We start from the raw sequence: 23,852 nt of genomic DNA, 5'->3' as shown, positions 1-23,852 counted from the left end.
GCGAGCCCGGATGGACCGCCGCCGATCACCACCGCCTACGTGCCACGGCTCATGCGGCCGACCGGACCGGGCGGAAGACGAGCGCGACCAGGGCCAGGCCGAGGGTGCCGCCGATGAGTTGTGCGCCGACGAAGCCCGCGAGGGAGCCGGGCGCGATGCCCGCGAAGGTGTCGGAGAAGGTGCGCCCTACCGTCACCGCAGGGTTGGCGAAGGACGTGGACGAGGTGAACCAGTACGCGGCGCCGATGTACGAGGCGACCGCGACGGGTGCGAAGCGGAGCCGGCCGGTGCGGGCCAGGCCGAAGATCAGCAGGACCAGGCCGGCGGTGGCCACCACCTCGCCCAGCAGGAGGTTCCCGGCCGAGCGGTCGTGGGTGGACCACTCGGCCAACGGCTTGCCGAACATCGCGTCGGCCAGGATGGCGCCGGCGATCGCGCCGACGACCTGCACGGGGACGTAGACGGCCGCCTCGCGGGCCGTGACGCCGTCGCCGCCGCGCCGCGCCGTCCACCACTCGGCCAGGGTGACCACGGGGTTGAAGTGGGCGCCCGAGACCGGGCCCAGGAGCAGGATCAGGACGCCGAGGCCGAAGACCGTGGCGATCGAGTTGGCCAGCAGCTGCACACCGACATCGCGCGTGAGCTCGGCGGCCTGGATGCCGGAGCCGATCACGACGGCGACCAGGAGGGCGGTGCCGATGAACTCGGCCGTCGCCCTGGCGGTCAGGGGTGCGCGGGGCGGGGTGGCGCCCGGGGCGGGCTGCGGCTCGTGCCCCGTCACGGCCGAAGCGACTGCGGCTTCTCCGGCGCGGTCGTTCTCGGTGGCCTCAGTGGCGGTCAACAGGACTCCTCGGTGCGTGCGACGGCGTCGGCCGCCGGGTCAGGGGCAGGACCGCTTGACGTTGTTCTCGGCGGTGGCGCGCGCCGCCTCGGCGAGAGCGGCGAACTGTCCCGCGAGAGAGGCGATGACATCGGGCCTGAGCCGGTAGTAGGTGAACCGGCCGCACGGCTCCGTCTCCACGACCCCGGCCTCGCGCAGCACCTTCAGATGGTTGGAGAGGTTGGTCTGCCTGACGCCCGTCTCCTCGATCAGGTGCGTGCTGCACAGCGTCTCCTCGGCGAGCAGGGTGACGATCTGGAGCCGGACCGGGTCCGCGAGAACCCGCATCAGATCAGTGTCGACTGACATCATCATGGGCTGATACTGTCACATCATTCCAGGCTGATACCAGCCCGGGTGATCCTTGGGGCTCGCGTCCCCACGCACGGGGAGACCCATGCCCCGAAGGGGGATCCCATGACCGCTTCTCGACCTTGCGGACGCGGTGCGCGAGCCGCTGACGAGCGAGGTCGTGCGGGCCGCCGACATCGTCATCACCATGGGCCGTGGGGACGCCCGCCCCGTACGGCCCGGCCGCCGCGACCCGGACCGGCCGGTCACCGACGCCGAGGGCGCCCCGACAGCCGTCGCACGCGGCATCCGCGACGAGATCGACGTGCGGATCACCGCACCGCTCGCCTCGCCGCCGAGCACCTGAACCCGACTGCGCTCCACGCATCTTGATCGACTCATGAAGGAAGAACCGATGTCCTCCAGCCCGCTCGCCTCCGTGCTGTTCGTCTGCGTCCACAACGCCGGCCGGTCGCAGATGGCCGCCGGATTCCTGTCCGACCTCGCGGGCGACCGGATCGAGGTCCGCTCGGCCGGCTCCGTCCCCGGCGACCAGGTCAACCCGGCCGCGGTCGAGGCGATGAAGGAAGTCGGCGTCGACATCGCCGACGCGAAGCCGAAGGTCCTCACCACCGAGGCCGTTCAGGCGTCCGACTACGTCATCACCATGGGCTGCGGCGACGCCTGTCCGATCTTCCCCGGCAAGAAGTACCTCGACTGGGCCCTGGAGGACCCGGCCGGCAAGGGCGTCGAGGCCGTGCGCCCGATCCGCGACGAGATCAAGACCCGCATCGAGGCACTGATCGCCGAGATCGACGCCAAGCAGGAGGCCTGATCTCAGCGACCGGCACCGGCTCGTGTGCGTCGGCGAGGGACGCCTCGCACAGCGGGACGAGGGGGGCCATCGCCGGGTTGTGCGGGGCCAGGGTCGGCTCGGGGGGGCACCGTGGCCACGTCGGGTCCGAGGGCGTGCGAGTGGCCCAGGGTCGTCTCCCGAGCGGGCACGACGCAGTCCAGGCCGTCGTGGGGGCGCCGGGGCCGTAGCCGCCACCGCGTGCCGAGATCACCTCAATGGCACCTGGGGGCATCGTCCCTGACGTCAAGGCGCGAGCCTGCCCACCGGACCGCTCATCGACCTGGGCCGCAGCGCGTCGACGGGCCGGCCGAGGACACAGGCCTCATCACCGAAGTCAGCGACGATCCTCGACTTGCCGCCGAGCGCCTTGACGTGGGCAGCGAGGGCGTCGACCTCACGGCGCTCCGGTTGAACCTTCGACGCGACCACGACCACTCTTGCCCAGCGCGAGCGACAGCAAATACTTGGCTAGCCACATGTTTGCTGTTACGGTAATCATGTGTCCAGCCACCTAAATGGGTGGGGCACGAGAGGAGTCGTCATGAAAGCCATCCTGTTCGACCGTTTCGGAGGCGCCGACGTGCTGCACGAGGCGGACGTCGAGGTCCCGCAGCCCGGCCCCGGGCAGATCCGCGTCCGCGTCAAGGCGGCCGGGCTGAACGCGCTGGACGGCAAGATCCGGTCCGGGGCAATGGAGACCGCGTTCCCCACGCCGCTCCCCTCCGTCCCCGGTCACGAGCTCGCCGGCGTGGTGGACGCCCTCGGCGAGGGCGTGCAGAACGTGCAGGTCGGCGATGAGGTGCTGGGATGGTCGGACACCGGCTCGTACGCCCAGTACGCGCTGGCCACCACCGTGGCCCCCAAGCCCGCCGACCTCGACTGGCAGCACGCGGTCGCGTTGCCGGTGGCGGGCGAGACGGCCGAGCGGGTCCTGAACCTGCTGGGCGTCGCCGCCGGGGAGACGGTGCTGATGCACGGCGCGGCCGGAGCGGTCGGCACCCTGGCGGTCCAGCTCGCCGCGGCCCGCGGAGCACGCGTCATCGCCACCGCCGGCCCCGCCAACCAGGACTACCTCACCTCGCTCGGCGCCACCGCCACCCTCTACGGCGAGGGCCTGGTCGAGCGGGTCCGTGCGCTCGCCCCCGACGGCGTGGACGCGGTGTTCGACCTGGCCGGCAAGGGAGCCCTCGATGACTCCATCGCCTTGCGCGGCGGCACCGAGCGCATCGTCACCATCGCCGACTTCCGCGCGCACCAGCTCGGCATCACCTTCTCCAGCGGTGGCCGGGAACGCTCGGCCGCCCGCCTGGCCGCGCTGGCGCAGGACGCCGCGACCGGCAAGCTCGTCACCACCGTCACCGCCTACCCGCTCGACCAGGCCGCCACGGCCCAGCAGGTCAGCGACGCCGGGCATGTCCGGGGCAAGCTCGTCCTCACCCTCGACTGATCACGCCCGCCATTCCCCTTTGTTCCGATCATCACCTGGTCAGCACCGCACCGAAAGACCACTCATGCTGAACGCCCTCTGGACGCCGACCACCGTCGGCGACATCCCCCTCCCGCACCGCCTGGTCATGGCCCCCATGACCCGGGACCGCTCCACCCCCGAAGGCGTACCGACCGAGCTCAACGCCGAGTACTACGCCCAGCGGGCCTCGCACGCGCTCATCGTCACCGAGGGGACTCAGCCCTCCGCCGACGGCCAGGGCTACCTCCTCACCCCCGGCATCCACAATGACGATCAGATCGCCGGGTGGCGCAAGGTCACCGACGCCGTGCACGCGGCCGACGGCCGGATCGTCATCCAGCTGATGCACACCGGACGCATCTCCCACCCCGACAACACCCCTCACGGCCGTCAGCCGGTCGCCCCATCGGCGATCCAGCCGCAGGGCGCGATGTTCACCGCGTCCGGGCCCCAGGAGATGCCGACGCCCCGTGCGCTGTCGACGCAGGAGGTCGTGGCGACCGTCGACGACTTCCGCCGCGCCGCAGCGGCCGCCGTCGCGGCAGGCGCCGACGGCGTGGAGATCCACGGCGCCAACGGCTACCTCGTGCACCAGTTCCTCGCCGACAACACCAACCGGCGCACCGACCGCTACGGCGGGTCCGTCGACAACCGCATCCGTTTCGCCGTCGAGGTCGCAGCCGCCGTGGCCGACGAGATCGGCGCCGACCGCACCGGCCTGCGCATCTCCCCCGGCAACCCCTACAACGACATCGCCGAGTCCGACACCGTCGAGCTGTATCCGGCGCTCCTGCGCGCCCTCAGTCCGCTCGGCCTCGCCTACCTCCACATCCTCCACGCGGGTGACGAGGAACTGCTGGGCGCGCTGCGCGCGCTGTGGCCCACCACGCTGATCCTCAACCGGGCCGGCACCGACCTGCCCACCCGCGCCAAGGACGTCGACAACGGCACGGCCGACCTCGTCTCCGTCGGCGCCCTCGCGCTCGCCAACCCGGACCTGGTCGAGCGGCTACGCTCTGACGCGCCGCTGAACAGCCCCGACCCGAAGACCTTCTACGGCGGCGGAGTGGCCGGCTACACCGACTACCCCACCCACACCGTCTGAGGAACCGATGCCCGTCCCTACACACCACACCCCCTCCACGGCCGGCGAGGGGCCGATGAGCTACGCGATCTTCCAGCTCGCCCGCGCTCACCGCGCCCGCGCCGCCGCGATGCTCCGTGAGATGAACCTGCATCCCGGACAGGAACTGCTGCTGATGCAACTCCTCGACCGGGACGGCCAGACCCAGTCCGAACTGCTCGAAAGCGTCGGCCTGGACCACTCCACCGTCTCCAAGTCCCTGCGCCGCATGCAGGACGCCGGCCTGCTCGTGCGCGAGCCGGCCGAACACGACCGGCGCGTCATGGTCGTCCACCTCACCGACAAAGGCCGTGCCATGCGCGAGCCCATCGCTGCCATGTGGCGGGCCCTGGAAGAAATCTCCGCGCGGGACCTGTCGGCGCATCAGGCAGAGTCCTTCGTCCGTGTCGCCTACGCCATCACCGACGCGATCAACAACCGTGACATTGCGGCGGGAGAGTCCGAGTAACTCCCCTCGGCCTGCACCCCGGTTCCGGCCTGGGGGGGGGCGAATCGTTTCCGGCGTTGCCGCGAAGGCGACAGTGCCGCAGCGCACTCGGCCCATGAAGGCCCGTGAAGGCCCGTGCTGAACGGAGCCAGGCTCCCGGCTGTCGGAAGAAGACCCGACGAGCTGCGACGCCTTGGGCGACAGCACCACACCGCCCGCGACCAGGGTCCGCACCAGGTGGGCGAGCTGCTCCGGCTCGGTGTCCTTGAGCAGGAGACCGGCGGCACCGGCGTTCAGCGCGGTCAGGATGTACTCGTCGGCGTCGAACGTGGTCAGCATCGCCGCCACAGGAGCGTCCGGAATCGTCCGCAGCTCCCGCAGGACGGTGAGCCCGTCGACGTCCGGCATCCGGATGTCCAGCAGCACCACGTCCGGCTGCTCCCGCCGGACGGTCTCCACCGCGTCGCCGCCGCTCGCGGTCGCGACGACCTCGATGTCCTCGGACGCGCCCAGCTCCAGCCACATGGCGGGGTAGCACCCACCACTCGGCAGGGACACGGCAGCCTTCTGGCGGATAGTCCATGATCGGCCCGGGTCTCCAGCCTGAGGGTCATGACCCATCACCCGGACTCCCCGCCGCTTACGGCCGACGCGCCGTCCCCCGAACTCGAGCGCAGTGAGCCCTCGACCGGCGCGGGCGTGGGCCGGCTGATCGGGCTGGACCTGGCCCGCGGCCTGGCCGTCTTCGGCATGTACGCGGTCCACGTGGGCCCCGCCCCGGCTCAGGGCGGAGCCATCGGCTTCCTGATGGAACTGGCGCAAGGCCGCTCATCCGCCCTGTTCGCCGTCCTGGCCGGCTTCGCGGTCGCCCTCATCACCGGCCGCCGCACACCGAAGACCGGCCTGGCCGGCCGCCAGGCCGCCGCCAAGGTGATCATCCGGGCCGTGATCCTCATGGTCCTGGGCACCGCTCTGACCCTGACCGGCACCCCGGTCGTGCCGATCCTCGCCTTCTACGGACTGTTCTTCCTGCTCGTACTGCCCCTGTACCGGCTGGGCGCCAAGCCACTGGCGTTGACCGCCGCAGGATGGGCCCTGGTGGGTCCACAGCTGCTGTACGCGCTGAAGCCGGTGGTCGGCGGCCGCGTGTTCCTCTCCTACGGCCAGGCCGACGGCCCCGTCTCACTGTTCTTCACCGGCGGTTATCCGGCCCTGACCTGGGTCCCGTTCGTGATCGCCGGTATGGCTGTCGCCCGCTGCGACCTGGCTGCCACGTCCGTCCGGATACGCCTCGCGCTCACCGGCGTCGCCCTCGCCATCACCGGCTACGGCGGCTCCTGGCTGGCGGTGCGTCTCGTACCCGGTGCCGCCGAAGCCGTCCGGAAAGCCGAAGAGGGGCCGGGCATGTCGTCCGCGCCGTCCGTATCACCCGACAGCATCGGCATCTTCGGCGACACCCCCGCCGGGATGCTGGCCTCAGCTCCGCACAGCGAGGCGACCCTGTCCATCGTGGCCGCCACGGGTGTGGCGATCCTGGTGATCACCGCGTGCCTGGCCGCCATGGACGCCTTCCCCCGCCTGCGCCGCCTGGCCAGGCCCGTCATCGCGGTCGGCTCGATGTCACTGACGGCGTACGTCTACCACATCGTCGCCATCTGGCTCCTGGACACCGAGGAAGCGACCGTCCCGCCCTTGTACGTCCTGCTCGGCTTCATCGCGTCCGTCACCGTCCTCGCCACCCTCTGGTCCCGCTTCTTCCAGCGAGGGCCGCTCGAATGGCTGATGGGCAGGGCGACCGGGATCGCCCGACGCATCCGATAAGACACATCGGGGTGTGTCGCTTCCCGCGGATGCCGTTCCGCCGAGAGTTCGGAAGTCACCCCGCCGCCCGCCTGCGTGATCAATATCGATGAGATGCGTGAAGTGACGCCGCTCGGCCTTCAGGCGGAGCGGAAGAACTGCCGGCTCGTGGTGAGCCTGCCGACCCGCGGCATCGCGGCGACCAGCTTGACCACCACAGGCGTTCTTGTACGACCGAGACCGGGCCCCCGCCGATCGGAGGGGGCCACGCCGGCCGACCGGCGGGGGGCCTCCTGAAGCCCGGCGGATGGTCGACCGCCCCCGCCTCGGCAAGGTTGTCCCGGTGACCGAGATCGAAAGCACCAAGAAGGCGCCTGCCCAGCCCCTACCCGCACCCGAGTCCGCCACAGCGACGAAACGCCCTTCGTCGACCGCACGGTTGGTCGGGGTGGACCTCGCCCGTGCCGTGGCCGTGTTCGGAATGTTCGCCGTGCACGTCGGCCCCTTCAATCCCTTCCCCACCTCCGGCGACGGCGCGGGCACCTGGTTCGTCTGGCTGGCGAGCGGCCGGGCCTCGGCGCTGTTCGCCACCCTCGCCGGATTCTCGATGGTGCTGATAGCCGGCCGCCTGGAGCCGAAGACCGGACTGGCCGGCCGACAGGCGAAGGCCAGGATCGTGATCCGGGCCGCGATCCTGCTCGTGGTGGGCACCGCGCTGGCGATGACCGACTTCGGCGGCGGCGTCATCATCAACTACTACGCGGTGTACTTCCTGCTGGCCCTGCCCCTGCTGCGGCTGCGGGCCAGGACCCTCGCGACCATCGCGGTCGCGCTCGCGGTCATCGCGCCGCAGGTGGCGTACTGCCTGCGGGCGCTGCTCAGCGAATCGATCGTGAACACCATCGACTCCTACGACCCGATCGCGCGCCTCTCCGGCGTGGGCGTGCTCGACTTCCTGCTCACCGGCTTCTACCCGGCGATCACCTGGATGACGTTCGTGGTCACCGGCATGGCGCTGGGCCGGCTTGATCTGTCCTCGAGCGCGGTGCGGCGGCGGCTGGCCATGGTCGGACCCGCGCTGATCGCGTTCGGATACGGCCTCTCGTGGTTGGCGCTCCGGTGGACCGGCGGCGCCAAGGAGATCGCGGCCGGGATGCCCGGCATGGAGGACTTCGACGTCCTCAAAGACCTCGGTGCCATGCAGGATCCCGGCATGGCAGAGGGAGGCTTCGACCTGCCGGTCGGCAGTGGGCTGTGGGGCCCCGACGCATGGGGGCTGCTGGCGGCCGAGCCACACAGCGGTTCCACGTTCGACGTCGTCGGCTGCCTGGGAGTCGCGATCACCGTGATCCTGTGCCTGACGGTGGCCGTGGACCGGCTGCCGGTGCTGCGCCGACTGGCCGCGCCGGTCATCGCCGTCGGCACCATGTCCCTGACCCTGTACGTGAGCCACATCCTGGTGATCCTCGCCCTGCCTGGCGAAGCCGTGACCCCACCGCAGTCCGCCTCCTTCGAGCTGCTGCTGTGCTTCGTCGTCGGAGCCACCCTGTTCGCGGCGATCTGGTCCCGCTTCTTCCACCGCGGACCGCTGGAGTACCTCCTCAACACCACCACCAAACTGGCGAACCGCGTCCGCTGAGCCTCGGGCGGGCACCCCGGAAAGTCCCTTCGGTACACCGGAAGTGACTGCTACTCCAGTTGATATACGCAGGAGGGTGCCCGTGAGCCGTACCGTGATCGACCTCGACGACGAGGCCTTGGAAGAAGCAGCCAAGGAACTCGGCACCACCACCAAGCGCGAGACCATCAACACCGCCCTGCGGGAAGTCACGGCCCGTCACCGGCGTCTGCGCGCGCTCGACGAAGCCCGCGAGCTGGTGACCGACGGCGCGCTGGACATGGACCTTCTCCTGGACAAGAGCAAGTACCGGCCAGCGAGCACAGCCGACGCCGCCTCCGACACCGGAGCGCATGAGTGACCGTCGCCGACTACCTCATCGACACCTCCGCGCTCGCCCGCGTCCTGCTCCGCCAGAACACGACCGACTGGGACGACAGGATCGGCGCCGGCCTCGTCGCGATCTGCGACATCACCGAACTCGAGGTCCTCTACTCAGCCCGTTCGGCCGCAGACCGTACGCGTTTGAAGGCGGCGCTCGACGCCCACTACGCCTGGTGCCCCATGCCGGACGGCGTCTACCGCCGCTCCCGCGTCGTCCAGGAACAGCTGACCGCCAAGGGTGAGCACCGCAGCGCGGGCCCGGTCGGCCTCCTAGTGGCTGCCGCCGCCGAGGAAGCGGGGCTCACACTGCTCCACTGCGACCACGACTTCGACACCATCGCCCGCACCACGGGACAGCCGGTCCGCACGATCGACCTCAGGCAGTAGGGCCTCCACAGCCGCACAGTCGGCGATGAGGAACGGGGTGGCCCGTAAGATTGTTCAGGTCGTTGCCCACTCGTTGATGTTCCTGCTCGAGCGACATGTCGACCTCATCCCGGACCGCGCCCGGGCTCCGGGCGCGGTCCTGTTCCAGGGCGCCGAACAGGGTTCCAGATCCTTGGGAGGAGGATCCCGTGCGCTTCCCGGTTCAAGCTCCGGTGGGCCGTCCTGCGAGCGCAAAGTCCTCCACGAGCACCTGATCGATCTGATCTCAGGCGATGAGGCCATCGAAAGGAGCGTCGGAGCGCCAGCCGTCCGCGCCGCCCTTGGTGACGGTGACGACCTGCGTCTCTGGGCCGAAGGGCGCGGGCTCAGGCCTTGCTGCCCACGCCTTTCACCGACTCCATGGCGGTGAGACCGACCGAGAGGATCCGGGGCAGAGTGTCGCAGGGGGTGCTGACAACAGTGCCACCGACGGCGGCGTCTGGACGTCCTGGCCGATGTTGCCGGATGTCAGTCGCTGTATACGTTCAATTCTGCGATTGACCACCAGTTACTCGCGACGTTGCCGGTGTTGACGACCTTGATGTAGCGAGCCGTCTCGGTCGAGAAGGAAATCAACTCGACACGCTGGCCGTCCTCTATCGAAGAGACCTTGGTCCAGTCTGTTCCGTTCGCCGATACGTACACGTCCGCACTTCGCGCATAGTCGCCGATGCTGCTGCCGGAATCGAGCAGGATCTTGCCGAACGTCTGGGTCTGCCCCATGTCGACCTGGATCCACAGCCCGTCGTACTGACCTGTTCCGGAGCTGTACCGGGTGCCGGAATCGCCGTCCAGCATGTTCGCGGGACCGTCGTTGTTCGGGCTTGTGTCGGAGGTCGTGGCGGTCCAGCCCGTGCGCGACAGCGCGGGACCCAGGTCTATGACGTCGAACGAAGCTGAACCCGCGTCCGCTCCGCCGACGCCGTTCACCGAGACCTTGTACGTGCCCACCGCAAGACCGCTCGGCACGTACGCGCTGATGCTCGTGTCCGACCAGCTGTCGATTTCGGCGAAGAGCTTCCCGAAACGCACCGTGCCCAGCCCCTGCGCGTCACCGAAGTGAGAACCGCTGATCGTGAACTTGGCGCGCGGTATGCCTTCCTTCGGCTTCAGGCTTCCGAAGATCGGTGCGGGGAAGCCGGCCAGCTTCTGCGTGGTGAACATCGCCGACGTTCCGCTCGGCAGGGTGTAGGTGTACGAGCCGTCGGCGGACACCGGGAAGCTCCGGCTGCCGGCGGTGCCGTTGAACACCGCGGTGACCTGTTCCCCTTCCGGACTGGTCCAGGTCTTCAGCTGGAGGCCCTTGGGCACCGCTGTCGGGGCTGCGATCGAACCGGTGCCGCTCGAGGATCCGTATACGTTGATTTCGGCGATGCTCCACCAGAAACCGGATGCCGCGGCACAGACGACGCGAATGTACCGTGCCGTCTGGGCCGGCAACGTGACGGCTATCTTCCCTATGTTCCCGCTGCCGTTCGCGACTGCGCTGCCCCAGTCGGCCCCGTCGTCCGAGACGTATATCTGGTACTTGGTGACGTAGTCGAAGGAGCTGCTTTCTCCGGTGGCGAAGACGATCTTGTTGAAGCTCGTCGGGCTCCCCAGATCGACCTGGAACCAAGCCCCGCTGGTCGTCCCCTGGCCGAGATTCCACCGGCTGTTGATATCGCCGTCGATCGCGTTCGAGGCCGCACCCCAGTCCGGGCTCGACGAGGCCGTGGCGGTCCACTTGCCACGGCTCAGTGACGTTCCGGGCGTCTTGATGGACGCTCCGATCGGCAGGGAGTACGTGAGCAGCTTGCTTCCGGTGCGGACGGCGTTCTGGTACTGCAGGAGGGCCGGCTCGTACGTGACCGTCATCGGCCCCAGCGACGACTTGAACGTGAAGTCATGGGACGGGTCGAAGACATTGGTCGCCGCGGGGGTCCCGCCGCTGCGCCCGCCCGTGTAGGTGAACGTGACAGCGTCGCCGGCGTTCAGGGTGTAGTCGAAGGACTGCGTCCCGTCCGCGACGCTGAAGTTCTTCGCGGCGCTACCCGAGTTGTACGCGATCACGACCTTCGAGCCGTCCGGGTTCAGGAACGCGACGCTCTCGATGCCTCCGTCCCCGAAGGTGTTCGAGTAGATGCGATGCGCTCCGGGCTTCACAAACCGGCTGGCGTGAGCGAGTGCGTAGTAGTCCACGTTGTAGGACACCTGCCCGCTGTCCGGATCGACCGTGACCAGTCCCCGGCACATGGGGATGCCGTTGGTGTCGCTGTTGAGCGGCCCCAACTTGGGGTCGAGCGCGGTGTTCCAGAGCATCACACCGTTCGCCCAGTTGCGCATGCCCTTGATGATCCACGTGCCGAGTGCATCATGGAACGCCGTCTCGTCGTCACCCTGCCAGACGCCTCCGGTGGCCTCCGTGATGTAGGTTTCCTTGCCCGGAAAGTCGTTGTGGACCACAGTCTGGTACATCGGGTTGCCACTGTAGATGTGCCATCCGGTGCCGGCCGTGTACTGGGAGGCGGCGGGGTCGCTGAAGATCGTCTCGGGATACGAGGGCACATCCCAGTTGTGGTCCCAAGCCAGGATCTTCGTGGAGATGCGGTTGGCCGCGAACGCCTGGCCGATCTCCTGGATCAACGCGGATTCCTGGTATGCGGACAGGAACATGCCGGGCCAACTGGGCGTGCCCATGGGCTCGTTCTGCGGCGTGATGTAGGAGATGGGCACACCGGCCCTGTCGTAGGCCTTGATGAACTTCACGAAGTAGTCGGCCAGCGTGGAAGCGCAGTCGCTCTTGAGGGTGCCGCCGATCATGGAGTCCGAGGTCTTCATCCAGCCTGGCGGGCTCCATGGGGTGGCCAGGATCTTGGCGGACGGGTTCTGTGCGAGAGCCTGGCGCAAGATGGGAATGATGTAATTCTCGTCGTGCTGGACCGAGAAGTCGGACAGCGTCGGGTCCGTCTGTCCCGCCGGCATGTCGTCGTAGGAGTAGGTGCCCGACGCGTTGAAGTCCGTGGCACCCATCGGCGTACGGATCAGGCTGAGGCCGATGCCCTTGGAGGGGTCGTACAGCTTCTGCATCAGCTTCGCTCGGTCAGCGGTGGACAGCTTGTTGATGAGCCAGGCGGAAGAGTCGGTCATGGCCGCCCCGAAGCCCTGGATCCTCTGGTACTTGACGCTGTCGTCGATTTTGATCGTGAGCGGGTTGCCGGTGCTCTTCGTCCGGAACAGCACATCGCTCTGGCCGACGACCCACTTCTTGGCCGACGTGTCGGTCAGCCAGACCTGCACGGAAGAATTACGCGACGACGTGGCGGCGGCAGCGTTGCCGGAAACCTGGGTCCAGGCGGCGGCTACGCCGATGGCGGTGGTGAGGAACTGACGTCGTCCAAAACCGTGCGAGCTCATTGAGGATCCTCCTTCAGACCTGTTGGTTCAGTACTGTTCGGCGGCGCCGGCGGCCGGCTTCTTGATCACCAGCGGGTGCAGCTCCCACGCGTCGACCGCGTAGCGAAGGCGCGTGCCCGGTGCGGTGCGGGCCTGAAGTCGCCACGCGCCCTGCCCTGTCGGGTAGAACCGCAGCGTGAGGACCTGGCCGGTAGAGGTCAGGAAGACCTCGGCGATGGAGTGGTCGACGACCACGCGGAGGTCGACCGGCTGTCCGGTGGGGCAGGGCATCCGGTAGGCGCCGCCGTGGGCCCGCGTGTCCAAGGAGGCGTGGTAGCGGTCGACGACCAGTTCGCCCGCGTCCGGATCGAGGTGGATGTCGAGGTACTCGGATCCGTCCGGGGTGGTGAGCAGCCGCAGGCCGGCGGTCCCGGTCGGCTCCAGACGGGCCGTCAGGTCGAAGGCCCCTCCAACGCCGCCCAGTTCCACCGGCTCCGGGCCATGGGTCGCACTCTCGGCGTGCACGATGTGCTCACCGCGCAGGGCGAGCAGTTCGGTGGCAGGCCGCTGATGCAGCGTGCCGTCGCCGCCGACGTGGATCTCGCGGGGCAGAGTGAGGACGCCGGCCCATCCGCCGGCGACGGCCCAGGCCTGGTCGCGGGCTTCCCACGACCAGCCCCACAGCAGCCATCTGCCTCCCCCACTGCCTCCGGCGTGGGAGGTACCCCCTGGTGCACGCAGCAGGGCAGGTGCGTAGCAGTCCGGGCCGTGGTCCGCCCACACCGGTGCGCCTGCCTTGAAGCGGCCGTCGTGCTCTTCGCCGATCAGGGCCGCGACGCGCATCGGGCCAGTGGGTTCGGTCCAGGTACTGAAGATGAGGGCGGCCTGTCCGCCGGCTGCCGGGAGGTACTGGGGGCATTCCCAGCCATCGCCGGTGAGCTCCTTGGTGCCGCCGATGGGCTCTGAAGGGCGGGCGACGAAGGGGCCTCGGTAGGTCCAGTTCTCCAGGTCGGGTGAGTCGTACAGGAGGGTAGCGGCGCGGCCGTCGGCGAGAGCGGCGCCGACCAGCATCCGCCAGCCGTCACCGTCCCGCCAGACGTACGGGTCGCGGTACATGGTGCAGCCCTCGGGCAGCTCGGGGATGAGCAGTTCGCCCCGCGGGCGGAAGCTGGTGCCGCCGTCGTGGGAGACGGCGCAGGTGACCGGCTGGTGCTGGGGGGAGCGCGCCACGAGGTGCGCGGAGTAGAAGGCGACGAGCCGGTCGCCGTCGGAGACGGCGTTGCCGGAGAAGCAGCCGTCGGAGTCCACGCCACCGGGCGACGGGGACAGGGCGATCGGCAGCGGCTCCCAGGTCAGCAGGTCGGGGCTGCGGAAGTGGCCCCAGTGCATGTTCGCGTGGGTCGCTCCGTACGGGTTGTACTGGTAGGAGACGTGGTAGTGGCCGTCGTGGAAGACCAGCCCGTTGGGGTCGTTGATCCAGTTGCGGGGCGGGCGCAGGTGCGCGACGGGGAAGTGCACATCGCGGGGTGTGGTGGACACACGCGTGCCTTTCGGTGGTTCAGGGGAGCCCGCCCAGCCGGGTCAGGGATCGGCTGGGCGGGGGCTTCGAGCAGCGTTCGCATGTCCCGCAAACGGCGTTCAGGCCCGGATGCGGAATCCCGCGCTGAGCTGGTGCTCCCGTCGTGAACTGGGGCCGACGCGGAGCATGAACTCGCCTGGTTCGACCACGCGACGGTTGTCGGCGGTGACGAGTGAGCAGTGTCCGGCAGGGACGCTGATGCCGACGGCGAGGGTTTCACCGGGCGGGACTTCGGCCTGGGTGAACGCCTTCAGCTCCTGCTCGGCCCAAGTGACGCTGGTGGTCAGGTCACTGACGTACGCCTGGACCGTCTCCAGGGCCGGACGGCTTCCGCTGTTCGTGAGCCGTACGGTGGCGTGGACTGTGCCGTCGGCGGAGACCTCGTCCTCGTGCACGGTGAGGTCGGAGTAGGTCACGGTGGTGTAGCTCAGGCCCTCGCCGAACGCGAACAGGGGGTCCTGGGTGAGGTCCGCGTAGCGGTCACCGTGCTGGCCCCGCACCTGGTTGTAGTAGACCGGCTGCTGCCCGACGTGGCGTGCGAAGGAGACCGGGAGCCGGCCGCTGGGTTCGGTGAGTCCGAGGAGGAGTTCGGCGACGGCACGGCCGCCGCGCATGCCCGGGTTGAACGCCTCGATGAGCGCTGCCGCGTTCAGTGCCGAGTCGGGGAGGGTGCTCGGCTTGGACTGCAGCAGTACGACGATCATGGGCGTGCCGGTGGCGGCGACCGCGTCCAGCAGCGCGATCTGGCCTCCCTGGAGGTCGAGGGTGGCCGTGGAGCGCACCTCGCCCGTCAGGGCCTTGGTGTCCCCCACGACCACGACGGCGTAGTCCGCGGCCTCTGCCGCGGCGGTGGCCTCCCGAAGCTGTGCCTCGTCGACCGGGGCGGGGATGAAGGCGGGCGGCTGCGGCTGGCCGTCGGGCCCGGCGACCCACTGGTCGGGGTCGAAGGCCGGGCTTTCGATGTCGGCTCCGCGGGCGTGGGTGACGGTCCAGTCGGCGGGAACGACGGCGCGAAGGCCGTCCAGCACCGTCTCCACCAACTCCCGTGGATGTCCTTCGGGCATCCACGGCACCTGGCCGGTGGCACCCGCCCAGTCGCCGAGCATGGCCTCCGGGCTGTCGGCGTTGGGGCCGATGACCGCGATCGTGCGTGGCGAGCCCTGGCCTGTGGCGCGGCCGGTTCCGGCCGCGGTCAGCCCGCCGTCGAGGGGCAGGATCCCCTCGTTGCGCAGCAGTACCAGGGAACGTCGGGCGGTCTCGAGGTTGAGGTCGGCGTGCTCGCGGCAGCCGATCACCTGTGCCTGCCGCTCGGGGTCGGGGGCGCGGGGGTCCTCGAAGAGCCCGAGTTCGAACTTCAGCCGCAGCACCCGCCGTACCGCGTCATCGATCTGCTTCTCTTCGACCAGGCCGCGGGCGACCGCCTCCTGGGCGCCCTCGAAGAACGCGGGCGTGGCCATGACCAGATCGTTTCCGGAGTTGACGGCGACCGCCGCCGCCTCGGCGTAGTCGGCGCAGGTCCGCTGGTCGTAGACCATCCGTCCGACGTTGTCCCAGTCGGTCACCAGCGTGCCGGTGAAACCCCACTCGCCCTTGAGCACGTCGTTGATCAGCCACTCGTTCGCGGTGATGGGCACCCCGTCGATCGACTGGTAGCCCAGCATGAAGCCGCGGCAGCCGGCCCGGGCCGCCCGCTCGAACGGGGGCAGGAACCACGAGCGCAGCTTGCGCGGGCTGAGATCCGCCTCGCTGGCGTCGCGTCCGCCCAGGGTCTCGGAGTAGCCCGCGAAGTGCTTGGCGTACGCCAGCACGGCGGTCGGGTCGCCGAGGCCCTCACCCTGGTAGCCGCGCACCATCGCGGCCCCCAACTCGCCTATCAGGTACGGGTCTTCGCCGAACGTCTCGTTGATCCGGCCCCAGCGCAGGTCGCGGGTGATGCACAGCACCGGGGAGAACGTCCCGTGGATCCCGGTCGTCGAGATCTCGATCGCGGACGCACGGGCGACCCGGTGGATCAGAGAGGGATCCCAGGTGCAGGCCATGCCGAGCTGTGTGGGGAAGATGGTCGCGCCCGGCCAGAACGAGTGGCCGTGGATGCAGTCGTCGGCGGTCAGCAGCGGAATGCCTAGCCGTGTCCGCTGGGCCCGTTCCATGGCCTCCGGCATCCGTGCGGGCGTCACATGCAGGACCGACCCGGCCAGCTTGGCCGACACGATGTCCTCGAGGTCCCCGTGTTGGGCGTCGAGCATCAGCAACTGCCCGACCTTCTCCTGCAAGGTCATCCGGGACAGCAGGTCCTCGGTTCTCGTTTCCACGGACGCGTCCGCATCCAGGTACACAGCAGAGCGGACCGGGTGTCCCACTATGTTCTCCAAGTCATGAGTCGTCACAGGTCAGAGGGATAACGGGGGTAGGCGAGGGAGGTCACTTCAGGCCGGTGGTGGCGATGCCGGCGACGAAGTGGCGCTGGAAGAGCAGGAAGACGACCATCACAGGGAGCAGGACGACGACGGAGCCGGCGAGGAGGACGCCGAAGCGGGTGAAGTCCTGTCCGCTGCTGGCCAGGGCGAGGCCGACGGGGAGGGTGTACTGGTCCGCGTTCTGGGCCACGACCAGGGGCCACAGGAAGTTGTTCCAGGAGCCCAGGAAGGTGATGATCCCCAATGTGGCCAGGGCCGGCCTGGTCAGAGGCAGGATGATCTTCCAGTAGATGGCCAGTTCACGGCAGCCGTCGACGCGGGCGGCGTCGATGAGTTCGTCGGGCAGGGTGGAGATGAACTGCCGCATCAGGAACACCCCGAAGGGGGCCGCCAGGAACGGCAGGATCAGCCCGAGCAGCGAGCCGGTCAGCTTCATGTTGGCCACCAGCACGTACAGGGGCACGAAGGTGACCAGGCCCGGCACCATCAGGGTGCCGATGACCAGGCTGAACACAGCACGTCGGCCGGGGAAGTCCAGCTTGGCCAGGGCGTAGCCGAGCATCGAGCAGAACAGCAGGTTGCCCGCGGTCACGGCCAGGGCCACGATCACCGAGTTGGCGAACATGGTCGTGAAGTCCAGGCTGCTGAACAGCTGCCGGTAGCTGCCCAGCGTGGGCGCGGTTGGGACCAGGACCGGCGGCACCTTGCGGATGTCCGCCTCGGGCTTGAAGGAACCGGAGAGCATCCACAGAAACGGCGCGACCATCAACAGCAAGCAGCCGAACAGCGGCAGATACAGCCAGGGATGGCCCCATTTCTGCCGGATGCGACGCCGCCGCAGAGTCCGGTCCGTGCCCGGCCCGGCCGGCCGAAGGGCGGAGAGAGTGCTCATGGGGCATCAGTCCTTGTCTCGCAGCACGCGGAACTGCAGCACGGTCAGCGCGATGATGAGGACGAAGACGACGTAACCGGCGGCCGACGCAACGTCGTAGTTGCCGTTGCCGAACTGGTTGTAGGCGTACATCGTGGCGGACAGGGTGGAGTCCAGCGGTCCGCCGTCGGTCATGACGAACGGCTCGTCGAAGAACTGCAGATAGCCGATGCCGGTCGTGACCGCGGTCAGCAGCAGGGCCGGACGCAGGAGCGGGAAGGTGACCCGCCAGAACCGCTGCCAGGCCCCGGCCCCGTCGAGCTCGGCCGCCTCCATCAGGGACTGGGGCACGGACTGCAGACCCGCCAGCATGATGATCATGACGGTGCCGAGGTTGCGCCACACCGCCATCACGATCATGACGGGGAGAGCGAACCGGGTGTCCGCCAGCCACGCCGGACCGTCGATCCCGAACCATCCCAGAACCGTGTTCACCAGCCCCGCCCGCGGCTCCAGCAGCGTCTTCCACACCACCGCGACCGCCACGACGCTGGTGATCACCGGCAGATAGAAGCCGACCCGGAAGACGGCCCGGAAGCGGCTGATGCCGCTGTTGAGGGCGACCGCCGCGGCCAGCCCGGTGGCCAGCGTCAACGGCAGACCCACCAGGACGAACACGGCCGTGTTGCGCAGCGCATGAACGAACTGCTCGTCCTCAAACAGCCGTACGTAGTTGTCGAAGCCGGTGAACGACACGCTCAACGGGGTCCGCAGGTCGGCGCTTTGCGTGTCGGTCAGGCTCATCAGCAGCGACCAGACGACCGGCAGCAGCATGAACGCCAGGAACAAGGCCAGGAAGGGAGCCGCGAGGATCCACGCGGCCCGGGTCTGCCTGCCGCGCGCGGTACTGCGGAGGGCGAGTAGCCGACGACCGGTGCCCCTCTCGGGCCGTGCGGTGCTCGGTTCGTGGGTGCCGCCCCGCCCGGGGAGTGTTTTCGTGGACATGGATGTCATCCGTCCGTACGAGGGGTGCTCACGTGGCGGCCGTTCAGCGGCCCGTGCCGATGCCGGTGGCCTTGGACTGCAGGTCCTGCTGCGCCTGGGCGACGGTGGCCTTGCCGAGGCTGAGCTTCTCCAGTTCGGAGTCGATGGCGTCGGCGACCTGCTGCCAGGTGGTGATGGCGGGCGGCGCCTTGCTGACCTTCAGCTGCTCGGCGAACGCCTGCATCGCTTCGTCGTCGCTCAGCTTCGCTGCGTCCCACGCCCCCGGCGTGGCGGGAAGGGAACCCGTTGCCTTCGCGTAGGCGGCGAGGTTGGCGGGTTCGGTGAGGAACTCGGCGAACTTCCAGGCCGCGTCGGAGTTCTTGGCGTCCTTGAACACCGCCAGGTCGCTGCCGCCGGCGAACCCGGCCGCCTGCTTGCCCTTCGGCAGCGGCATGGTCTTCCACTTGCTGTCCAGCTTCGGGGCGTCCTTGCGGAGGCTGCCGCTGACCCACGCGCCGTCCTTGTAAACGGCGATCTGTCCGTCCTGAAAAGCCTGCAGGCTGTCCGTCTTGTCCGTGGGCGCCAAGCCCTCCGTCGGGACGCTCGCGTAGTACTCCAGCGCCTTGGCGACCGCCGGCGAGTCGAAGGTGAACTTCTTGGTGCTCGGGTCGTAGATGTCGCCGCCCTGCTGCCAGACCAGCGGCAGCAGGAAGATCCAGGAGTTGAAGCCGATCGACAGCCCGCTGGCGTAGCGCAGCTTCGGGTTCTCCTTGCCCGCAGTGGCCTGGATGGCCTTCAGATCCTTCAGGTAGCCGGCCCAGTCACTTGCCGGGGCGCCCTTGATACCGGCCTTCGCCGTGAGGTCGCTGCGGTAATAGACCGCCTGGGTGTCGGCGATGAACGGGACGCCGTAGGAGGTGTCCTTGTACTTCGTGGTGTCCCACTGCCCCGGGTAGAAGTCCGACGACTTGATCGACGTCGGGGTGGCCTGGAAGCCGTTCATGCCGGCCATCTCGGCCATCCAGGTGGTGCCGATCACGGACATGTCGGGTGTGTTGCCGCCGGCGATGGCAGTGGTCAGCTTGTCGTGGGCGGAGGCCCAGGGCACCGGGGTGATCTGCACCTTCACGCCGGGGTTCTGCTCCTCGAACTTCTTGGCCAGGCTCTGGAGGGACTTGTCGGGATCGCCCATGGACCACATGACGACCTTGCCCGTGGCCTTGCCGCTGCCGATCTTCGCGGGTGCGTCCTTGCCGGGTCCTGAGTCGGCGCTCCGGCCGCAGCCGGTGGCCACCAGGGCTGCCGTGACGGTGGCGCAGGCTATCTGCAGGGTTCTGGTGGTGGGGCGGGTCGTACGCATGGGTGCAACTCCTTGCCGTTGAGGTGATACAGGCGCGGGGGCCAGGGGGCGAAGGCTGGGAACTAGCGGGCGCCCGAGCGGTATCGACGGTCAGCCGCAGGGCGCGGCTGGAACGTCCGGGGCGAAGCCGGTGGCGGCTGTGCCAGGCTTACCGATCGGTGCCGGACCGAGAAGACATCGAGGGAAACGGCACCTCGACGGTGACGCGTGAACACGGTTCCGCGTGAAGGGTGAGGGTGGTGGGGCAGACCGGATGGCGAACAGGCCGGTCAGGGCCGCTGCGTGGAGCGGCTTCAGGCAGAGCTGGGCGACCTACCGGCCTGCCTGAGCGCCGGTAGGGTCCGTTCCACGGCCGGATGGAGTCCGTCTCCGCCTGCGGGGCAGGACAGGATCGGCGGAGACGGACGGTTCGGTGAGAAGCTCACGCCGTGCGCATCGCGAGAACGCGGCGTCAGTTCGAGCCCGGCTGTAACGTCGAGCCACGGATCACGAGGCTGGTGGGAATGACGCACGAGGGGGCGGCCTCCGGCGATCCGCGCACGTGGTCCAGCAGCAGACGCGCCGCCGCCGCACCCATCTCCCGCATCGGCTGGCGGATGGTGGTGAGTGCCGGATAGGTGTACGACGCCATCTCGACATCGTCGAACCCCACCACGGCGACATCCTGCGGAACCCAAAGACCGGCCTCGTGCAGGGCGGCGAGCACGCCGGCTGCCGAGGGGTCGTTGTGTGCGAAGACCGAGTCGAACTCCAGGCCGTCCGCGAGAGCGCCCGCGACCGCGCTCCGGCAGCGTTCGAACTGGAAGTCGCCGCAGATGATGCTGCGTTGGTCGATCTCGATACCGGCTTCCGCGAATACATCCACGAAGCCGCCCAGCCGTTCCCGGGTGCAGCCGAAGGCATCGGGGCCGGTCACGACCAGAGGACGACGGCGGCCGATGTCCAGCAGGTGGCGCGCCGCCTGCTCACCCCCCTCCCGGTTGGTGGTGGCCACGTAGGGGAATCCCGGCCGCTGGAAGCGGTCGTCGATCAGTACGACCGGCAGCCCCGCTCCGTGCAGTTCCGTGATGTAGCCCATGGCGCCCTCGGGCTCTATCACCAGCAGACCGTCGAACGACTTGGCGGCGACCTGAAGACCGAGCCTGCGCAGTGACTCCTCACCGCGGTTCCAGGTCAGCATGCGCAGCCCGAAACCCTCGGCCTCCAGCGTTTCGACGACCGCCTGCACGATGCCGGACCAGGCCCAGGCCAGGTCAGGGACCAGCATGCCGATCATCTGCGTCGTGCCGCGTGCGAGCCCGACTGCTCCGGCGCTCGGCACATAGCCGAGCTCCGATATCGCCTTGCGGACCTTCAGGACGGTGTTCTCGTTGATCTCGCCTTTGCCGTTCAGCACTCGCGAGACCGTCGTCTTGCTGACGCCGGCCCGTGCGGCCACGTCGGCGATGGTGACTCCCATGCCACCTCCTCTCACTCCACGCAGAGGCGGAAGACGTTCTCCCGCACCGAAGGACCGATCGTACAGAGATCGGTGGAACCGGTACCGGGATCGGTGCCGGAACCGGTTTCGGTACCAGTTCCGGCAGTGAAGCATCGAGAAGCTCGCCCCGTCAACACACCGGAAACAACTCGTTCACGGGGATGTCGTCAGCCGTCTTCGGGAGCGGGGAGTTCGCCGGAGCCGCGGGCGAGGTAGCGGGTGGGCAGCACGCGGTGACGGGCGGGTCCGCCCTCGCCCTCGAGCCGGTCGAACAGCAGGCTCGCGGCCTCCCGGCCGATGGCGGCGTGATCCTGGGCGATCACCGAGATGCCGGGTTCGAGCAGGTCGGCGAGGGGCAGGTCGTCGAATCCGATCAGGGCCACGCGGCGCTGTAGCTGAAGCTCCTGCAGGGTCATGCGGGCCCCGACGGTCAGGAGGTTCTGGCCGGAGACGAGCGCGGTGGGCGCGTGGGCGAGGGCCAGAAGTGCGCGGGTGGCCGCGCGGGCGGCTTCCGCGCCGTGCAGGCCGCGCCTGACGAGGGAGGGGTGCAGGACGCATCCCGCTTCGGCGAGCCCCTCCACGAACCCGGCGTAACGCTCTTCGGCGGTCCAGATCGAGCGGAGATCCCCGAGGAAGGCGATGCGCCGGTGGCCTGCCTCGTGCAGTCTCTTCACCGCCGCCCGCACGCCCGCGCGGTTGTCCACGGTCACGGCGTCCACCTGCGGCGCCGTGGTGCGGCGGTCCACGCAGACGACGGGTGTGCCGGCGCGGCGGGCAGCGTCGAGGTCGGTGTCGTTCCGGCCGGTGGGCACCACGATGAGGCCGTCGACCCGGCGGGCGGTGAGCGTCTTCAGCAGGCCGCGTTCCCGGACCGGGTCCTCGTCGGTGGATCCGGCCAGGAGCAGCAGGCCGCGCTCGGCGGCGGCGTCCTCCACCGCACGGTGCAGCGCGGCGGAGAAGGGGTTGGCCGCGTCCTCCAGGACCAGGCCGAGGGTGCTGGTGCGGCGGTCGGCCCGGCGCAGGCTGCTGGCCGTCAGATCGTGGCGGTAGCCGAGCAGCTCGGCGGCGCGCGTCACCCGTTCCGCCAGGTCGGGGGTGACGGGCTTGCCGTTGACGACCCGTGAGACGGTGGCGATCCCCACCCCGGCCATGGTCGCGACGTCGCGCATGGTGGCGGGCCGCCGACCCGTGTCGTCCTGCTGGCTGGGCAACGTTCTCTCCCCGATCTCGGTGGCTGAGCGAAGGGCACCCGTGCAGCCGTCTCGATCCTCGCATTGAGGAGTTTTCCTGCCCAGGGTCTGGACTTCGGCGACGTGGTGCCCTTACGTTCGGCGAAACGTTTCCAGCCGCTGGCTGGAGCCGCCGGTGCCGTATTGCCCCCACCGCCAGGCCCGCCCGTGGCCTTGGACGAGCCCACGGCGGAGCCGCCGCCCGTACTCGCACCCGACACGCGCGTCCTCGCCAGCCCGGCGCTGGAGACAGACTCCCGCTGAGCTGGCGGGGAGGGACTCACAGTCGCGGGCCGGACGTCGGCGGGGCATGCTCCTTCCCCGGTTGGTCGCGGGCCTTGGTCGGTTACTGCTTTCCTGGCGAAGCTGCCGGTGTCGATCTCGGTGAGGGCGCCGAGCTTGACAGAGCGTTTCAGCTTGGCGCGGGTGCCTTCGATGTTCCTGGGCAGCAGTTCGCGGTCGAGGGCTTCGCAGACATCACGGGCCCGCTGCGGACCAGTGGCCTCGCCCGACCTGCCCGAGCACCCGGACTACCCCCATCCGCCCTCTTCAACGCCCTGATCCGCACGTCCGCTGAGACGTTTCCGCAGGTCACGGACCTGCACAGGTGGGGCGGGCGGGACTCCAACCCACGGCCGACGGATTATGAGTCCATTGGGGATCTTGGCGGTGCTTGCCGATCAGTGCCGATTCAGGACGTTCTTGCAGGTCAGACGTGCTGGTCTATGTCAGCCGTGTGCAGTGTCCGTCAGCCTGTTCCTGTCCTTGTGGCCCCTCAATGGCCCCTGGGGGTCGACGAGTTGGACACTGCCACAGCGGCAGCCGCGTCCGCCCTGTTCAGCCGAGGGCCCGGACCCTTCTCGCAGCGGAGTCCCTTACCGACGCGATGATGCTCCATCCCAGGCCACCGGGGTGGAGCATCATCCCTGACGTCACGAGGCGTTCCCGCCCACCGGACTGTGCATCGACCTGGGTAGCGGCGCGTCGATCGGGTCAGCCGAGGAGGTAGCTCTCATCACCGAAGTCAGCGACGATCTTCAGCTTGCCGCCGAGCGCCTTGACGTAGGCGGCGAGGGTGTCGACCTCGCCGCGCTCCAGTTGACCTTTCTCGGTGCGTGAGACGCGGGCCTGGGTGACGCCCACGGCTTCGGCGACCTGAACCTGCGTGGTGCGCTGCGATCTGACGACGGCCTACGTCGCCGAAAGCGTGCCGGGCTTCTTCACCAACGATCCGAGGAGGTTCGATGCAGCCGATCCGGCCGC

The 23,852-nt window shown here is 69.1% G+C and carries 20 protein-coding genes and 2 pseudogenes; 9 read left to right on the top strand and 13 right to left on the bottom strand.

All coding sequences use genetic code 11. The annotated features are described in order from the left end of the window. Nucleotides 1-49: 49 nt before the first annotated feature. Together OHS82_RS29255 and OHS82_RS29250 are read right to left on the bottom strand one after the other, a co-directional pair. Nucleotides 50-841: an aquaporin gene (locus tag OHS82_RS29255; protein WP_443041037.1), complete on the bottom strand. Its 792-nt coding sequence runs from the start codon at nucleotides 839-841 to the stop codon at nucleotides 50-52. Between the two features lie 39 nt (nucleotides 842-880). Then, nucleotides 881-1,195 carry an ArsR/SmtB family transcription factor gene (locus tag OHS82_RS29250; RefSeq protein WP_057582875.1) on the bottom strand — a complete coding sequence of 105 codons (315 nt, stop codon included), beginning with the start codon at nucleotides 1,193-1,195 and terminating at the stop codon, nucleotides 881-883. Nucleotides 1,196-1,325: 130 nt separating this feature from the next. Between OHS82_RS29250 and OHS82_RS29245 the strand changes: the two genes are divergently transcribed. Both OHS82_RS29245 and OHS82_RS29240 read left to right on the top strand, forming a co-directional pair. Continuing rightward, nucleotides 1,326-1,538 (top strand): hypothetical protein, encoded by a 213-nt coding sequence (locus tag OHS82_RS29245; protein WP_328434904.1) that lies wholly within the window; start codon nucleotides 1,326-1,328, stop codon nucleotides 1,536-1,538. Nucleotides 1,539-1,586: 48 nt separating this feature from the next. Further along, nucleotides 1,587-2,006, top strand: coding sequence for an arsenate reductase ArsC (locus tag OHS82_RS29240; RefSeq protein WP_057582871.1), 420 nt, complete (start codon nucleotides 1,587-1,589; stop codon nucleotides 2,004-2,006). A gap of 264 nt (nucleotides 2,007-2,270) precedes the next feature. Here the strand turns inward: OHS82_RS29240 and OHS82_RS29235 are convergent, their stop codons facing one another. After that, nucleotides 2,271-2,456 carry a hypothetical protein gene (locus OHS82_RS29235; RefSeq protein ID WP_328434903.1) on the bottom strand — a complete coding sequence of 62 codons (186 nt, stop codon included), beginning with the start codon at nucleotides 2,454-2,456 and terminating at the stop codon, nucleotides 2,271-2,273. 112 nt (nucleotides 2,457-2,568) lie between these two features. On the opposite strand from OHS82_RS29235, the gene OHS82_RS29230 reads away from it, so the two are divergent. The 3 genes from OHS82_RS29230 to OHS82_RS29220 all read left to right on the top strand — a co-directional run bounded on the left by OHS82_RS29230 (nucleotide 2,569) and on the right by OHS82_RS29220 (nucleotide 5,087). Then, nucleotides 2,569-3,474 carry an NADP-dependent oxidoreductase gene (locus OHS82_RS29230; protein WP_328434902.1) on the top strand — a complete coding sequence of 302 codons (906 nt, stop codon included), beginning with the start codon at nucleotides 2,569-2,571 and terminating at the stop codon, nucleotides 3,472-3,474. 64 nt (nucleotides 3,475-3,538) lie between these two features. Continuing rightward, nucleotides 3,539-4,600 carry an alkene reductase gene (locus OHS82_RS29225; RefSeq protein ID WP_057582862.1) on the top strand — a complete coding sequence of 354 codons (1,062 nt, stop codon included), beginning with the start codon at nucleotides 3,539-3,541 and terminating at the stop codon, nucleotides 4,598-4,600. A 7-nt stretch (nucleotides 4,601-4,607) separates the two neighbouring features. Further along, nucleotides 4,608-5,087, top strand: a complete 480-nt coding sequence (locus tag OHS82_RS29220; RefSeq protein ID WP_328434901.1) for a MarR family winged helix-turn-helix transcriptional regulator — start codon at nucleotides 4,608-4,610, stop codon at nucleotides 5,085-5,087. 132 nt (nucleotides 5,088-5,219) lie between these two features. Here OHS82_RS29220 and OHS82_RS29215 read toward each other — a convergent pair. Next, nucleotides 5,220-5,591, bottom strand: a pseudogene (locus tag OHS82_RS29215) (response regulator); the annotation flags it as partial. Between the two features lie 87 nt (nucleotides 5,592-5,678). Here OHS82_RS29215 and OHS82_RS29210 point away from each other — a divergent pair. The 4 genes from OHS82_RS29210 to OHS82_RS29195 all read left to right on the top strand — a co-directional run bounded on the left by OHS82_RS29210 (nucleotide 5,679) and on the right by OHS82_RS29195 (nucleotide 9,255). After that, the gene (locus OHS82_RS29210; RefSeq protein WP_057582859.1) at nucleotides 5,679-6,887 is read left to right on the top strand and encodes a DUF418 domain-containing protein; all 1,209 of its coding nucleotides are present in this window, start codon (nucleotides 5,679-5,681) and stop codon (nucleotides 6,885-6,887) included. Nucleotides 6,888-7,209: 322 nt separating this feature from the next. Continuing rightward, entirely contained in the window at nucleotides 7,210-8,505 is a 1,296-nt protein-coding gene (locus OHS82_RS29205; RefSeq protein ID WP_328434900.1) for a DUF418 domain-containing protein, read from the top strand. A gap of 82 nt (nucleotides 8,506-8,587) precedes the next feature. Then, on the top strand, nucleotides 8,588-8,845 hold the full coding sequence (locus OHS82_RS29200) for a type II toxin-antitoxin system VapB family antitoxin (protein WP_328434899.1): 258 nt from the start codon (nucleotides 8,588-8,590) through the stop codon (nucleotides 8,843-8,845). After that, nucleotides 8,842-9,255: a PIN domain nuclease gene (locus tag OHS82_RS29195; protein WP_057582853.1), complete on the top strand. Its 414-nt coding sequence runs from the start codon at nucleotides 8,842-8,844 to the stop codon at nucleotides 9,253-9,255. Before OHS82_RS29200 ends, OHS82_RS29195 begins: the two co-directional genes overlap by 4 nt. Before the next feature lie 507 nt (nucleotides 9,256-9,762). Here the strand turns inward: OHS82_RS29195 and OHS82_RS29190 are convergent. The 9 genes and pseudogenes from OHS82_RS29190 to OHS82_RS29150 all read right to left on the bottom strand — a co-directional run. Next, nucleotides 9,763-12,690, bottom strand: coding sequence for a discoidin domain-containing protein (locus OHS82_RS29190; protein WP_057582851.1), 2,928 nt, complete (start codon nucleotides 12,688-12,690; stop codon nucleotides 9,763-9,765). A gap of 27 nt (nucleotides 12,691-12,717) precedes the next feature. Then, nucleotides 12,718-14,208, bottom strand: a complete 1,491-nt coding sequence (locus tag OHS82_RS29185; RefSeq protein WP_057582848.1) for a glycoside hydrolase family 32 protein — start codon at nucleotides 14,206-14,208, stop codon at nucleotides 12,718-12,720. Between the two features lie 99 nt (nucleotides 14,209-14,307). After that, nucleotides 14,308-16,608, bottom strand: coding sequence for a glycoside hydrolase family 3 N-terminal domain-containing protein (locus OHS82_RS29180; RefSeq protein ID WP_057582846.1), 2,301 nt, complete (start codon nucleotides 16,606-16,608; stop codon nucleotides 14,308-14,310). 61 nt (nucleotides 16,609-16,669) lie between these two features. Next, nucleotides 16,670-17,557, bottom strand: coding sequence for a carbohydrate ABC transporter permease (locus OHS82_RS29175; protein ID WP_057582844.1), 888 nt, complete (start codon nucleotides 17,555-17,557; stop codon nucleotides 16,670-16,672). A gap of 6 nt (nucleotides 17,558-17,563) precedes the next feature. Further along, on the bottom strand, nucleotides 17,564-18,550 hold the full coding sequence (locus tag OHS82_RS29170) for a carbohydrate ABC transporter permease (RefSeq protein WP_443041038.1): 987 nt from the start codon (nucleotides 18,548-18,550) through the stop codon (nucleotides 17,564-17,566). Nucleotides 18,551-18,584: 34 nt separating this feature from the next. After that, nucleotides 18,585-19,880, bottom strand: coding sequence for an extracellular solute-binding protein (locus OHS82_RS29165; RefSeq protein WP_328434897.1), 1,296 nt, complete (start codon nucleotides 19,878-19,880; stop codon nucleotides 18,585-18,587). A 451-nt stretch (nucleotides 19,881-20,331) separates the two neighbouring features. Then, on the bottom strand, nucleotides 20,332-21,339 hold the full coding sequence (locus OHS82_RS29160) for a LacI family DNA-binding transcriptional regulator (protein ID WP_057582838.1): 1,008 nt from the start codon (nucleotides 21,337-21,339) through the stop codon (nucleotides 20,332-20,334). A 188-nt stretch (nucleotides 21,340-21,527) separates the two neighbouring features. Then, on the bottom strand, nucleotides 21,528-22,571 hold the full coding sequence (locus OHS82_RS29155; RefSeq protein WP_328434896.1) for a LacI family DNA-binding transcriptional regulator: 1,044 nt from the start codon (nucleotides 22,569-22,571) through the stop codon (nucleotides 21,528-21,530). Nucleotides 22,572-23,582: 1,011 nt separating this feature from the next. Then, a pseudogene (locus OHS82_RS29150) lies at nucleotides 23,583-23,762 on the bottom strand (XRE family transcriptional regulator); the annotation flags it as partial. Nucleotides 23,763-23,852: the final 90 nt, after the last annotated feature.

It is taken from the genome of Streptomyces sp. NBC_00425, from assembly GCF_036030735.1.
In the GTDB taxonomy this organism is placed as follows: Bacteria; Actinomycetota; Actinomycetes; order Streptomycetales; family Streptomycetaceae; genus Streptomyces.
This window is presented reverse-complemented; position numbering and strand designations above follow the sequence as displayed.

Bases quoted from the DNA above. Each gene is read 5' to 3' on its own strand.
- OHS82_RS29190 (WP_057582851.1), bottom strand. From the start codon at position 12,690: ATGAGCTCGCACGGTTTTGGACGACGTCAGTTCCTCACCACCGCCATC.
- OHS82_RS29220 (WP_328434901.1), top strand. From the start codon at position 4,608: ATGCCCGTCCCTACACACCACACCCCCTCCACGGCCGGCGAGGGGCCG.
- OHS82_RS29165 (WP_328434897.1), bottom strand. From the start codon at position 19,880: ATGCGTACGACCCGCCCCACCACCAGAACCCTGCAGATAGCCTGCGCC.
- OHS82_RS29175 (WP_057582844.1), bottom strand. From the start codon at position 17,557: ATGAGCACTCTCTCCGCCCTTCGGCCGGCCGGGCCGGGCACGGACCGG.
- OHS82_RS29240 (WP_057582871.1), top strand. From the start codon at position 1,587: ATGTCCTCCAGCCCGCTCGCCTCCGTGCTGTTCGTCTGCGTCCACAAC.
- OHS82_RS29160 (WP_057582838.1), bottom strand. From the start codon at position 21,339: ATGGGAGTCACCATCGCCGACGTGGCCGCACGGGCCGGCGTCAGCAAG.
- OHS82_RS29250 (WP_057582875.1), bottom strand. From the start codon at position 1,195: ATGATGATGTCAGTCGACACTGATCTGATGCGGGTTCTCGCGGACCCG.
- OHS82_RS29170 (WP_443041038.1), bottom strand. From the start codon at position 18,550: ATGACATCCATGTCCACGAAAACACTCCCCGGGCGGGGCGGCACCCAC.
- OHS82_RS29230 (WP_328434902.1), top strand. From the start codon at position 2,569: ATGAAAGCCATCCTGTTCGACCGTTTCGGAGGCGCCGACGTGCTGCAC.
- OHS82_RS29225 (WP_057582862.1), top strand. From the start codon at position 3,539: ATGCTGAACGCCCTCTGGACGCCGACCACCGTCGGCGACATCCCCCTC.
- OHS82_RS29210 (WP_057582859.1), top strand. From the start codon at position 5,679: ATGACCCATCACCCGGACTCCCCGCCGCTTACGGCCGACGCGCCGTCC.